Raw genomic sequence first — 13,476 nt, forward strand, 5'->3', positions numbered from 1 at the left:
CGGGCCGCACTGGATGCTCGGGACGCGTATCCCACCGATCCAGGAGTGTTCATGTCCGTTCCCCCGAACACGGAATCAGTTGTTTCCGTGCGTGGTTCCCGTCGACTCGGCGAACGTCTCGGCACGGCCGGTGCCGTACTGGGCGCCGGGTTCATCATGTCCGTCGGCGGCGGTTATCTGCTCGCCCCACAGCGAATGGCCCCTGAGTTCGGCCTCACCGATTGGCCGGGCGGTGCGGCCGACGGCTTCCTGAACGTCAAAGGCGTCCGCGATGTGGTCACCGGCCTGATCGTGCTCGCCCTGCTCGCGACCGGGCAGCGCCGCGCCGTCGGCGTCAGTCTGCTCACCATCGCCCTCATTCCGACCGGCGACATGCTCACCATCCTGGTGCGCCGCGGCTCCACCGCCACCGCCCTGAGTGTGCACGGCCTCACCGCCGCCCTGGTGGCCGCCACCGGCGCGCTCCTGCTGCGCCGTGAAAACCGTTGAGCGCCCGATGAAGACGCTGTTCAATACCGCTCACATCTACATGATCATCGGCCTGATCTCCGGGTTCTACTACCGCGAGATCACCAAGGTCGAACACTTCACCGGGCAGTCGCAGCTCGGTGTCGTGCACACCCACGTGCTGGCGCTGGGCATGCTGTTCTTCCTCATCGTGCTGGCCTTGGAGAAGCAGTTCACGCTCAGCGCCCGGAAAAGCCTGTACGGCTGGTTCTTCTGGCTGTACAACATCGGCCTGGTCATCACCATCGCGGTCATGACGCTGCACGGCACCCTCACCGTGCTGGGCAAGAGCAGTGGTGAGGCGATCGCGCTCGGCGCGGGTGTGGGCCACATCCTGCTGACCGTCGGGCTGATCCTCTTCTTCATCACCCTCGGCAAATCCATCGACGACAGCCGAACACCGCAGACCACAGCGTTATTCGCCGAACAGGAGGCATCGTGAACACCAGTGAGCTGTGGACGCGGGACGCGGTCTCGCTCGCGGCGCTGATCGCCGAGGGCGCGGTCACCGCGGCCCAGGTCGTCGAGGCCCATCTCGAGCGCATCGAACAGGTCGATGCCGAAATCGGCGCGCTCACCACGGTATTCGCCGAGACCGCGCGTGCGGCGGCGGCCGCGGCCGACCGCAGGGTGACGACCGGGCCGCTGCACGGGGTTCCGTTCACCGTCAAGAACAACCTCGATGTCGCGGGCAGCCCGACCACCTGGGGCGTGGCGGGCTTCGGACAGGCCGTCGCGACAGCGGATGCACCCGCGGTGTCCGCACTGCGGCGAGCCGGGGCGATCGTCATCGGGCGAACGAACATGCCGGACTTCGCCACTCGCTGGCACACCGACAACGACGAGGCGGGCCCGACGGTGAATCCGTGGTACCCGACCCGCAGTCCGGGCGGTTCCAGCGGCGGTGACGCCGCCGCGGTAGCCGCGGGCATGACACCCCTCGGCCTGGGCACCGACTTCGGCGGTTCATTGCGGATACCCGCCGCGTTCTGTGGAGTCGCCTCTCTGCGCACCACGCCCGGCCGGGTGGCGGTGGCCTCGAGCCTGCCCGGGGCCGCACCCGCACCGACGAACCAATTGTTCGCGGCACCAGGGCCGTTGGCGCGCACCGTGCGCGATCTGACGGCCGCCTTCGAGGTCCTCAGCGACAGCGCTGACGCGCGCGATCCCGGATGGATTCCGGTGCGTGACGCGACCGATTCCGCCATGCCCGCGATCGCCGTCACGCTCGGTGACGATATCGATCCGCAGGTGCGGGCCGCGGTGCTCGGCTGCGCCGACGCCCTCGAACGCGCGGGATATCCAGTAGCCGAACTGGATCCGCCGCAATTGGGCGAGGTGGCTGCGGACTACGGCCGATTGGTCTCCACCGAGGTGGTGGTCCAGCGCCGCGAAGCCATGCGACGAGTCGGCAGTGCCGGACTGAACACGTTCGTGGACGCGGCGATCGACTTGTTCCCGCCGCTGGATCTGGCGGGCTACATGACCGCGCTGGGTGAGCGCCTCACCCGCCGCGCGGCCTGGTCCCGTTTCCTCGCGGAGCACCCGATCGTGCTCGGCCCGGTCTCGACCGAACTGCCCTGGCCGGTCGGCTACGACCTCGGCGGCACCGCACAGGTCGCGACCATGTATGCGGCGCACCGCCTCACGATCGCCGCCAATTACCTGGCCCTGCCCGCGGTCACGGTCCCCGCGGGCGTCTCTGCCGAAGGTCTCCCCATCGGGGTCCAGTTGATCACCGCCCCATTCGCCGAGCGCCGCGCGCTGACCGCCGCTGCCCACATCGAGGTGGCCTTTCCGATGCCCACACCCATCTCCCCGGCGACCGACCCGACCACCCGGCGCCCTGCCCCGAGCCAGGCTCCGTCCAGTGGCTCGGGCACGACACGGTGAATATTCCATAGCGAAGGGAATCAAGATGTCACACAACACATTGCGATCCGCCGTGCGCGGGCGAGTACTGCTGCCGGGCGACGAAGAGTTCGATACCGCACGGACGCCGTGGAATCTGATATCGACCAGCCGGTCGCGGCGGTCGTCCACGTCGAAGACGCGGACGATATGGCCGCCGTAGTCGGCTACGCGCGCGACGCGGGCCTGTCGGTGACCGCTCAACCCAACGGCCACGGCGCTTCCGGTGATACCGCCGGCACCATCCTGGTGCGCACGCGCCGACTCGATCGGATCGAGGTGGATCCGGCACGGCGACGTGCCCGGCGCCTATGCTGAAAGTTGGTCCGCCGGGTTCGGCGGTGGTACCAACCAGCCAGTGGAGGTTCCGCCATGCCCATGTCACCGACCGTGCACGCGTGCCTGAGCGATGCGGGCGTCGAGTATGAACTCGTGCGGCATCCGCACAGCCACAGCAGCACCGAGACCGCCGAAATTGCGGCTATCCCGGGCGACCAACTCGCCAAGACGATCCTGCTCGAAGACGAACAGGGCTACCTCGGTGCCGTGCTGCCATCCACTCATCACCTACGGTTGCCGAAACTGTGGGACCAAACCGGACGGCGCCTATCATTCGCCGACGAGTCGGACATCCGCCAAGTCTTCAAAGACTGCGAACTCGGCGCCATCCCTCCCGTATGCACCGCTTACGGCATGAAGACACTGATGGACGAAAGCCTGACCACACAGCCCGACATTTACTTCGAGGCCGGAGACCACGAGACGCTCATCCACATGCGGACCGAGCAGTTCATGCACTTGATGGAACAGGCAGAAAAAGGACACTTCTCCAACTAGGACTGCCGCCAGTCACCGTCAGCGTGCGCGCCGTGATCGACCACGCGTTCGCTCCCCTGGTGCGGCGGCGGTTCATGCCCGCGGGCTTGGACGACACCGCTCTCCCCACACGGCCCAGAATGCGGCGGTCATCGCGGCGCGTCGCGCCAGGTGCCATTCCCTGCGCCGATCATCGTCGCCGCAAATGGGAGCACGCCCTGGAAATGGTCGACGAACTCCTCGCATGGGCCCTTCGCGGTCGCCGAGGCGTGCTGCGGCGACGCCGCCGAATTCCGCGAGCATTCTCGTCGGCTTCGGCCAGCCCGGTCGCCTAGATGTGTTCCCGCGTCCGGACGCCCGCGCGTCCGCCCAACCCAACGCTTCGCGCATGCCGGCCCACGGCAAGCGCCAGCCGACACCGAAACCACATGTGTGACGAACAGCTCGGCCAGCCGGAATCCGACGATCACCAATCATGCGGCCAGGTTGAACGGACCGCGACCATCGAAATTGATCGCCAGTACGTGGGCGCAGCCGATGGTGCGCCGCTGTGCACGACCTGTTCTTGCGGGCCGGCGTCGCGCCGCCGGAACCGGGTATCCCGCATACGGCCAAGTAGTGATCTCTGCGGCGAAAGGCAACCCATGGCAGGCAATCCACCGATTCTCACGGCCGTGGACGGCTCGGCCAGCTCATATCATGCTGTCGCTTGGGCAGCGGTAGCAGCCGCGCTGCACCGCAGCCCGCTGCACATCCTGACCTCGATGGCGATCCCGACCAGCTTCGGTCCCGGGACCTCGATCGGGGAAGCGGACCTGGAGTCACTGCGCCGCGACGGCGAGCGGATCCTGACCGAAGCGATCCGTGTGGCCCGAACAGCCGCCCCCGGCACGGAGCCGGACACTACCGGCGAGCTGACGTTCGACTCGATCATTCCCACGCTGATCGATCGAAGCGAACACACCGGAATGCTCGTCGTCGGTAGCCGCGGCCTGGGCGCATTCCGCAGCGGGCTGCTCGGCTCGGTCAGCACAGCTACCACGCACCACGCCCGCTGCCCAGTGGCGGTGATCCACAACACGCCCGCAATCGACGCGGTCTCGGCGACCAAACCGATCCTGGTCGGCGTGGACGGCACAGACAACAGCGTTCCCGCCGTCGAACTGGCCTTCGAGGAGGCCTCGCTGCGCGGCGTCGGCGTTGTCGCTCTACATGCTTGGAGCGACGTCACCGGCCTCGACCTCCCGATCGGTGACTGGGAGGACTTACATCGGCAGGAACAGGTCGTACTCGCCGAAGCTCTGGCAGGCTACACCGCCAAATACCCCGACGTCCCGGTCCGTCGGATCGTCGTCGTCGATCGGCCTGGCCGCTGTCTCGTCGAGGAATCCGCCAACGCCCAACTCGTGGTCGTCGGCAGCCACGGCCGCGGCGGCTTCGCCACCATGATCCTCGGCTCCACCAGCAGCGCCCTGCTGCACTCAGCGGAAATCCCGATAATCATCGTGCGCTCCAGATAGGCGAACGCGACACAGCCTCCGATTCCTTGCCCTGCATGCGATGTGTTTGCCGTCCCCTTCCAGGGGTAAGGCCGCAGCAGCGCAATTCGCGCTGCCCGTACCAGTTGTCCAAGGAGGCGATCGTGGAAGCAACGTCGATCAACACCACCGATGATGTCGTCACGTTTCTGATCGAGCAACACATGCGCATCCGCGAACTGTTCGCCGAGGTCGCACAAGCCCCAACGGCGGAACAGCGGGAGCAGAAGTTCTACGAACTGCGCCGCCTGCTGGCGGTCCACGAAACCGCCGAGGAAGAAATCATCCATCCGCGCTTTCGGCGAGAAGTCCATGACGGTGCCGACATCATCGAGGCGCGTCTCGAGGAAGAGAACAAGGCCAAGCGCCAGCTCGCCGATATCGAAGCGGTCGACATCGATTCTCCCGAGTTCGACGCCAAACTCACGGCCCTGCGCGAGGGGGTGCTCGCACACGCCGAACACGAGGAGCACGAGGAGTTCAACCGGTTACGTTCGGAGCTGGAACCCGACGAGATGGCGCGCCTACGCAACGCGGTCAAATTCGCCGAAGCGATGGCGCCGACCCGTCCGCACCCCGGCGTCGAGTCGGCGAGCGCGAATCTGCTCGTCGGACCATTCGCGGCCATGATGGACCGCGCCAAAGACGCCATCAGCAAACCCCGCACAAAATGAACACCGTTCCCTCACTTGCGGGCCTGGCAGACAACTAGTGCGGTTCGGCGCTCAGGTATCGAGGGAAGCGCCGGCGTCCGGCTTGGTCGCGAATGACCACGAGTCCGGCGGGTAGCCGGTCGTGCTGTCCACGTCAGCGTGGGCAGTTCAGGGATCGAAGTCTTCGGATGTGCTGTCTGACTCCAGGCCCGCGTCGCTTTCGGAAGTCCAGCAGCGAAACATCCGTGTCCGTCCCGAACTGGGCCACCATCCGGCACCGCGGTTGGCACGACCTGGAAACTCAGCCCTGGGTGCGGTGGAGTCGTTGCAGGCGCTGCTGTGGCCGGGTGAGTGAACGGGCATGCCGCTGCAGCCCGGTCCAGGGGGTCGCCGTATGCGGCGATGCGTATGTCGCGGATGGTGAAGCGGTCGGACCTCATGCCGCGTTCGTCGACTTCGTTCCAGTCCAACGGGTGGTGACGCGCTGCTCCGGTGGTAACGCGCTGTAGGGCCCGCAGGCGGTGCAGCGCGTGGTTCAGCATCTGCCGCTGCCGATGTGACGTGAAACCCGTTGTGCCAGGCGACTTTCCGGAACGGCTGGCGTTCTGCGAGTCAGTCGGCCGACATTCGTGTGACGCTCTGGCCGCGGTTGCGGCGCTCGAGCTGAGTCCGGATCCCGAGCGCGCGGTCTACTGTGGGCAGGTATGGCGACCAAGGAGGTCACCGTAACGGTGACCATGGACGACACCGAGTGGGCCCAGCTGTGTGATGCGGCCGAGTGCGCGGGCATGAGCGTCCCCGACTACCTGGCCCACAGCGCACGATTGGTCGCGCTACACCCCCGCATGGCGCGCCCGATGCGAGTACCTCGTGATCTCGCGCAGCGCGGCGCATCGCAAGACGACGACAGCGAAACGGCGGCCTGGACCGAGAGCTTCTCTCAGCGTCTGCACCATAGGGCCGACGTATTCCGCGACGACTAGACCGACACGAGCCGGACGCAGTCTGTCCGGGGCTGCCAATTCGCGGTGCCGTATGCGATGGGGCTTGAATCGAGTATCCGGACCGCACCAGCTCACGGGTCTACTGCACGCGATGTGCCCGTAGGACCGCATCGCGGTGAATCAACATTCGGAAGTGCCTGACCCGATGCCCGCGTGTTCTCCCGGGGATCGCGCGGGTGTTCGGAAGAATCGGCGTCGTTGTCGATCTTGTTACCGGAAGGTACCCGAAAGCACGAGCATTAGTTCGATCGCGGGAGGATGCGTGAACTGGGAAGCATGGCAACGCAGCTGGGATCGCCAGCAGGAGCTGTATATGCCCGATCGCGAGGAGCGATTCCGGGTGATGCTGGAGTTGGTCGAAGCGACAGCCGGAAAGGCACCACGAGTGCTGGATTTGGCGTGTGGGACCGCCAGCATCAGCCGTCGGCTCTTCGCCCAGCTACCGGAGGCGAGTTCGGTTGCGGCCGATAGGGATCCCACCCTGCTCGCGATGGCGAGGGGATCCTTCGACGGGGATGCCCGCATCTCGTTCGTCGTCGCCGACCTGGAGGAACCGGGGTGGACGCGGGCACTGCCGGCCCAGCCGTTCGACGCCGTGCTGACCGCGACATCCACACACTGGATGCAACCCGAGACATTGGCCCGGCTGTACGCGGACCTGCGGCCGCTCGTGCGCCCGGGTGGGATATTCGTCAACGCCGATCACATGCCCGATCCCCAGACCCCGTTGCTCAACGCCCTGGACGAGATCATTCAAACCGTCCACCGGGAGCGTGCCCGCGCCAAGGGAGCACGCGATTGGGACCAGTGGTGGACCGACGTCGCCGCCGACCCGGTGCTCGCCGACGAATTCGCCGCCAGCCGTGCGATCTTCGAAGGACGGGTCAGGGGAGTGTCGCATCCCCTCGCCTGGCATCGTGCCCGACTACGCGAGGCCGGATTCGCCGAAACCGGGGTGGCATGGCGATCCATCACCGACGCCGTGGTCGTCGCGATCCGCTGACTACGACGAATGGCTGGCCGGAATGATGTCTGGTACGTCGGCCGGGTTGCAAGATCTAGGCTACCGCAACACGATTGGTGCGCTTTCTTATCACAGGAGCTGGGATGGGACTGCGGATTCTTCTACTGTGCAGCACGGACAACGGGCTGTGCCGTCGCGCGCGGCTCGTTCTGCAACGCAGCGGGCACACAGTGCGCACCGCGACGGTCGCTGACAGCGACGACATCGGAAAAGCCGTCGCGAGAACCGACTTCGACCTCATCATCTGCCCGTACCTGACCGCACGCATCCCCGACTGGGTAACTCGCCGCTGGTGGCCGAAAGTGGTCGTCATCCATCCGGGACCGGTCGGCGACCGAGGCCCCAGCAGCCTGGACTGGGCCATCACTGACCAGGAACCCGTGTGGGGCGTGATCGCGGTGACAGCCACCGATGTCATGGACGCTGGGCCACTCTGGGCCACCCGAACTGTCGTGCTCCCACAGGGCCGGAGAAAGTCCGACATCTATGGCTCGATCATCTCGGATGCCGCTGTTCAATGCATCGTGGAGGTCGCCGACAAAGCCGCCGACCCCACGTTCCGGCCCACCGACCAAGCTGACGCGCATCGCCCGATCGCGCACGCACGAACCCGGCCGAGGATGCGTCAGTCCGACCGCGCGTTCGATTGGCGAGACGATTCCGAGCTGATTCGGCGACGCATCCTCGCCGCCGATGGATCTCCCGGAGTGCGTTCACACATCGCTGACCGCTCGGTATATCTCTACGACGCCCATCCAGGACATAAAGACGTCGTCGCATCAGCGGGAACGGTGGTCGGACGGCGACATCACGCGCTGGAAATCGCCTGCGGCGACGGCAAGAGTATCTGGATAGGGCACCTGCGAATCGACCTCGGCGACCGCTGGTCGTGTAAAGCACCCGCTGTCTCGGTCCTCGACCGAGCCGGGGTCCCGGCCCGCTCACTTTCGCCCACTAAGGGACAGGCTCCGGCGTCAGCAACACCAGAAGTATTCGAAGACATCGCCTACCGATCGATCGACGAACAGGTCGGTGAGCTCACCTTCCGCACTTACAACGGCGCGATGTCCACCGACCTGTGTCGACGGCTGGCGCGCGCGATCCGCGCCGTGTCGCTGCGCGACAGTCGCGTACTGGTGGTACGCGGTGAGACCGGGAAGACGTTCAGCAACGGACTGCACCTCGGCGCCATCGAGTGCGCCGATGACCCCGCCAATGCGGCTTGGCAAAATATCGTCGCCCTCAACGAAGTGTGCAAGGAACTTCTGCTGTGCCCCAAGCTGACCCTCGTCGCAATCACCGGATCCTGCGGTGCGGGCGGTGCGGTGATGACGCAAGCCGGCGACGTCGTGGTCGCGATCGGTCGCGCCGTCCTCGACGTGCATTACGCCACGATGGGATTGCGTGGTTCCGAACTGCACTCACTCACGTTGCCACGACGGGTGGGAGCGGCCACAGCACACCGCCTGCTCACCGAATGCGAGCCCGTCGACACGACACAGGCGCTGGATATCGGTCTGGTCGACCACGTCGGACCCGATATCGAGTTCGACCTCTGGCTGAACGAGCTAGCCCACGAATACGCGCTGCCGGAACTGTGGGAGAAAACCATCCGCCGCAAGCACGAACACCTTGCCCGCGATCTCGGACACCGACCACTGGAGGTCTACGAGTGTCGAGAACTGGCGGAGATGGCGGCGAACCTGTTCGACGACTCGCTCGGCTTCACCGCGAAGAGACGGGCATTCATGCGGAAAGCCGCTCCGCGACACTCGACAGGGGGCGCGCTCGGCATGAGGAAGACCTCATGAGCTCCCGTCGCCATCGACTGGCACTGCAGCAGTTCAGTGTTGTCGAATTGTAGATTTCGCAGGCAGGTCATTACTTACATTGTGGGGAGCTGCTCGCCTTGTACGACTTCGATGTCGAGGTCGAGTTTGACGGTAGTGCCGATGGCGGCCACGCCCGCGCGCACGACGGCGTTGTAGTCGATCGCGAAATCATTGCGGTGCAATACTGTTTCGGCGTGGAACGCGGCACGCACGCCACCCCACGGATCGGCTCCGAACCCACCGTAGGTCACGTCGAGATCGACCGGGCGACGCTGCCCGTGCAGGGTCAGCTCGCCCGGCATCACCCAGGTGTCACCACCGGTGCGACGAAACCCGCTGCCGGTGAAAGTGATCAGCGGATAGGTGTCGACATCCAAGAAATCCGGGGAACGCAGGTGATTGTCACGCATCGAGGTACCGGTATCGATGCTCGCGGCCTTGATCTCCACGTGCCCGGTGGACCGCTCGAACGGCTCAGCGATATCGAGCCGCCCACTGACCTCCGCGAATCGGGCCTTGATGCTCGCGATACCCAGATGACGTGCGGTTGCGATCACCGTCGAATGCACCGGATCGATCGTCCAGGGTCCCGGCGGCGGAGCCGCCATCGCCCCCGCGACCGGCAGCAACACCACCTCGCCGAGCGCACCCGTCCCCGCCGGAGAGATCTGTACGGTCCGCGCGACCGGTTCGAACCCGACAGCGGTGAGCACCGCGGTATGAACACCCGCGGGCAACAGCTCGGTGCCCACGGCCCCGGTCTCGTCGACGACGGCACGGGTGATCTGGCGCCCCCGCATATCCGTCACCGTCAAGATCGCATCCGGTACCGGCCATCCCTGTGTGGTGCACACACGACCGGTCAACCCGCTCATCAGCGATCCTCGGGCTCGTAGCCGAGCCGCACATCGTAGGCGACCTCGCCACCGGAGACAGTGACCTGCCCGGTCACCGGCGGATAGCCACGCGCAACCACCGTGTACTGCCCTTCGAGCAGATCGGTCACGACATAGTGGCCGTTCTCGTCGGTGCGTGCCGTCGCGGTCACCTCCCCCGCCGCGTCGAGCACACTGACCAGTACATCGGGCACCGCCCGGCCGCCGTCGGCCCACGCGGATCCGGCGAGCACCGCCATCGCGGCCAGCTCGATGTCATGGCGCAACACACCGCTGTCCGGCACCGTCAATGTGGCGGCGCTGGGACGCATATGCTCGGCGACCGCGACCAAGGTATAGACACCGGATGCCACACCGTGACACACGTAGCTGCCGTCGCCGCCCGTGCCAGCCGCTCCGACCACCTCACCGCGCAAATCGGTCAAGGTGACGGTCGCACCCGCCAGCGGCACACCGTGGCCGGCCGAACGGACCACACCCGACAACTCACCGGAACCCAGCAAGGTCACATCGAGGTGCTGGGGCCGCTGACCGACCGACACATTGACCGCAGCCGGCTGGTGCCCCATCGCCGAGACGATCAGCACATAGCCACCCGTCTCCGGTGCGGTGATCGCGTACCCGCCATCAGCGGCACTGCTCGCCCGCGCGACCTGACGGCCGCCGTGATCGATCAACGTCAGCACCGCACCCGACACCGGACGACCGTCCTCACGATGGACACGACCCCCCAATGCCCCACCGGCACCGGCCAAGTCCGACCCGGACACGGTCGATAGACCGTTCTGTGACGACGCAACGACCCGGTACACACGCCCGTTCTGTTCCACCGGCACATGCCCGGCGACCGACGCGGCCGGCACCGGTTCGGGCTCGGACAACACCGGCTCGGCGCCCTCCCAGAGTTGGGCTTCGTCCCAGCTCGACTCCGCGAATGCGGCAAGTTCGGCATCCAGTGCCGCCATGTCGTCCGCGACGGTTGGATCATCTTGCGACGCAGACTTTTTCGTTGTCGGGTCGAGGGTCGGATCGATGTCGACCGTGCGGCGCAGGGGACGGTTCGGAAGCAGGATGGTCGCGATGAGGGCGACGGCCGTCGCAGCCGCGGCGATGAGGAAGATCCGGCCGGTGGCATCACCGTAGGAAGCACGCACGATGGTGGCTATGGGTGCCGGCAATGCGTCGAGATTCAGGTTGCTGCCGCCGGAGGACCCAGTCTGCACACCGAGCCTGGCGAAACCCTGCGCCGAGAGCTCGCTCACTCGGGTGGCCAGTACCGAGCCCAGGACCGAGACGCCGATCGCGCCGCCGAAGGTGCGGAAGAAGGCGACGCTGCTCGATGCCGCGCCGATATTGTGCACGCTCACGGTGTTCTGCACGGCCAGCACCAGGTTCTGCATCATCATGCCGACACCGAGCCCGACAACGGCGATGTAGACCCCGACCAGCCACAGGTTGGTCGCATGGTCGATCGTGGACAGCAACCCGAACCCGACCACCAGCAGCGCACCGCCGCTGACGACGAAGCTCTTCCACTTACCGAACCGGGTGATCAGCTGGCCGGACCCGACCGACGCGGTCAGCATGCCCGCTACCAGCGGGATGGTCAGCACACCCGCGACGGTCGGTGAGTAGCCACGCGCGGTCTGGAAGTACTGACCGAGGAAGGTGGTCGCACCGAACATGCCGACACCGACCGCGATCGAGGCGATGATCGCCAAACCCGTGGTGCGTTCGGTGACGATGGGCAGCGGGATGATCGGCGACTCGGCGCGGGACTCGACCCACACCGTCGCGATCAGCAGCAGCACACCCGCACCGACATACAGCGCCGACTCGGCAGAGATCCAGGCGTAGTAGTTCGCCTTCCCGGCGAAGGACACCCAGATCAGCAGCACCGAAACACCAGCGGTCAGCAGGCCCGCACCGAGCCAGTCGATCGATACGCCCGTCTTGCGCTCGGTGGGCAGCCGCAGCGTGCGCTGCAGCAGCACCAGCGCGATCACCGCGATGGGCACGCACACGAAAAAGCACCAACGCCAGCCCAGCGGACTGTCGACGATGACGCCACCGAGGATCGGCCCACCCGACATCGACACCGCCATCACCGCACCCATATAGCCCGAGTACCGACCGCGTTCACGCGGCGCGACGATCGAACCGATGATCGCCACGACCAGAGCGGTCAACCCACCCATGCCGATGCCCTGGATGACACGCGCGACCAACAGCACCGCCACGTTGTGGGCGAGTCCGGCAACGATCGAGCCGGCGACGAAGATGACGATCGCCGATTGGACCAGCAGCTTCTTATTGAACAAATCGGCGAACTTGCCCCAGATCGGGGTGGATGCGGCATTCGCCAGCAACGCTGTGGTGATGACCCAGGCATAGGCGGTCTGCGATCCCTGCAGATCACCGATGATCGTCGGCAGCGCGGTCGACACGATCGTGGTACTGAGCAGCGCGGTGAACAGCGCCGCAAGCAAGCCGGTCAGGGCTTCCAGGATTTGACGATGGGTCATCGCATCCGGATCGCGGCGCGTCTGCGCGTCGACTGAATTAGACATCCACTTCCTGACTCTCTGTCGAAACCGGCTCCCGCTCACCCACCACCGTGTGATGCGCGACCGCGGCCAGTGAATTCCTGAGCTTTTGAACAACCATGGCGGCCTGCTCGGCTTCGTCCTCGCTCCAATCGGCGAGTGCGGCCTGCAATCCTCGTGCCCGCGACAGTCGGACCCGCCGCAGCAGATCGCGTCCCTGGTCGGTGATTTCGATGAGGGTGGCCCGGCCGTCGCTGGGATCGGCATGGCGGGCAATATCGCCGGAGCTCACCAGCTCGGCGACGTGCCTGCTCAGCGTCGATGGGGTGATGCACAAGTCCACGGCCAGATCCACCTGCCGGCACGCCCCCTTGGCCTCGAGGGACCCCAGCACGCCGACACCGCCTGGCAGCAGGTGCCCTTCTTCCGGGTGTGAAAGGGCAGCGCGGATCGCCCGGCCCATGAAATAGAGCTCCTTTATCAGGCCCTGAGCCGTATCGGGTGACACTGCCATGTCCACTCCCAGCACGAAATTAGTTGCTTGTACTACGCAACTATACATAGTTTACTTGCGCTAAGCAATTAACTGGGCGTGGTGCGTCGGCCGGCAGCGGCAACCCGCCCAAACTGACCGCACGTTGGATTGTCGGAAGCTTGCACGCCACGAACCTGGGCCGGGCGATACCGTCGGAGCTGATCGCGTCGGAGGTCGACTTGATCGTGGACGGCATCGCGCAGATGATGTGACG

General features: G+C 65.9%; 13 protein-coding genes and 1 pseudogene. 10 read left to right on the top strand and 4 right to left on the bottom strand.

All coding sequences use genetic code 11. The features are described 5' to 3' along the window. Positions 1–51: 51 nt before the first annotated feature. The 10 genes from ACQPYR_RS28095 (at position 52) to ACQPYR_RS28140 (ending at position 9,264) form a co-directional block, all read left to right on the top strand. Positions 52–489 carry a DUF4267 domain-containing protein gene (locus tag ACQPYR_RS28095; RefSeq protein ID WP_433621949.1) on the top strand — a complete coding sequence of 146 codons (438 nt, stop codon included), beginning with the start codon at positions 52–54 and terminating at the stop codon, positions 487–489. A gap of 7 nt (positions 490–496) precedes the next feature. Then, positions 497–949, top strand: coding sequence for a DUF2871 domain-containing protein (locus tag ACQPYR_RS28100; RefSeq protein WP_433621950.1), 453 nt, complete (start codon positions 497–499; stop codon positions 947–949). Beyond that, positions 946–2,400: an amidase gene (locus ACQPYR_RS28105; protein ID WP_433621951.1), complete on the top strand. Its 1,455-nt coding sequence runs from the start codon at positions 946–948 to the stop codon at positions 2,398–2,400. Before ACQPYR_RS28100 ends, ACQPYR_RS28105 begins: the two co-directional genes overlap by 4 nt. 108 nt (positions 2,401–2,508) lie before the next feature. Further along, positions 2,509–2,736, top strand: a complete 228-nt coding sequence (locus tag ACQPYR_RS28110; RefSeq protein ID WP_433621952.1) for an FAD-binding protein — start codon at positions 2,509–2,511, stop codon at positions 2,734–2,736. A gap of 54 nt (positions 2,737–2,790) precedes the next feature. Then, on the top strand, positions 2,791–3,255 hold the full coding sequence (locus ACQPYR_RS28115) for an aminoacyl-tRNA deacylase (RefSeq protein WP_433621953.1): 465 nt from the start codon (positions 2,791–2,793) through the stop codon (positions 3,253–3,255). 623 nt (positions 3,256–3,878) lie between these two features. Continuing rightward, positions 3,879–4,754, top strand: coding sequence for a universal stress protein (locus ACQPYR_RS28120; RefSeq protein WP_433621954.1), 876 nt, complete (start codon positions 3,879–3,881; stop codon positions 4,752–4,754). A gap of 122 nt (positions 4,755–4,876) precedes the next feature. Further along, a complete protein-coding gene (locus tag ACQPYR_RS28125; protein WP_433621955.1) occupies positions 4,877–5,446 on the top strand; it encodes a hemerythrin domain-containing protein in 570 nt (189 codons plus the stop codon). Positions 5,447–6,129: 683 nt separating this feature from the next. Further along, complete coding sequence (locus ACQPYR_RS28130) at positions 6,130–6,408, top strand: hypothetical protein (protein ID WP_433621956.1); 279 nt, start codon at positions 6,130–6,132, stop codon at positions 6,406–6,408. A 283-nt stretch (positions 6,409–6,691) separates the two neighbouring features. Beyond that, a complete protein-coding gene (locus ACQPYR_RS28135; protein ID WP_433621957.1) occupies positions 6,692–7,432 on the top strand; it encodes a class I SAM-dependent methyltransferase in 741 nt (246 codons plus the stop codon). 104 nt (positions 7,433–7,536) lie between these two features. Further along, positions 7,537–9,264 carry an enoyl-CoA hydratase-related protein gene (locus tag ACQPYR_RS28140; RefSeq protein ID WP_433621958.1) on the top strand — a complete coding sequence of 576 codons (1,728 nt, stop codon included), beginning with the start codon at positions 7,537–7,539 and terminating at the stop codon, positions 9,262–9,264. Between the two features lie 74 nt (positions 9,265–9,338). Here the strand turns inward: ACQPYR_RS28140 and ACQPYR_RS28145 are convergent, their stop codons facing one another. The 4 genes and pseudogenes from ACQPYR_RS28145 to ACQPYR_RS28160 all read right to left on the bottom strand — a co-directional run bounded on the left by ACQPYR_RS28145 (position 9,339) and on the right by ACQPYR_RS28160 (position 13,241). Next, entirely contained in the window at positions 9,339–10,160 is an 822-nt protein-coding gene (locus tag ACQPYR_RS28145; protein WP_433621959.1) for a YceI family protein, read from the bottom strand. Then, on the bottom strand, positions 10,160–11,146 hold the full coding sequence (locus ACQPYR_RS28150) for an MSCRAMM family protein (protein ID WP_433635259.1): 987 nt from the start codon (positions 11,144–11,146) through the stop codon (positions 10,160–10,162). Before ACQPYR_RS28150 ends, ACQPYR_RS28145 begins: the two co-directional genes overlap by 1 nt. Positions 11,147–11,194: 48 nt before the next feature. Then, positions 11,195–12,706, bottom strand: a pseudogene (locus ACQPYR_RS28155) (MDR family MFS transporter); the annotation flags it as partial. Between the two features lie 37 nt (positions 12,707–12,743). After that, complete coding sequence (locus tag ACQPYR_RS28160; protein WP_433621960.1) at positions 12,744–13,241, bottom strand: MarR family winged helix-turn-helix transcriptional regulator; 498 nt, start codon at positions 13,239–13,241, stop codon at positions 12,744–12,746. Positions 13,242–13,476: the final 235 nt, after the last annotated feature.

It is taken from the genome of Nocardia sp. CA-120079 (assembly GCF_050955745.1).
GTDB lineage: Bacteria > Actinomycetota > Actinomycetes > Mycobacteriales > Mycobacteriaceae > Nocardia.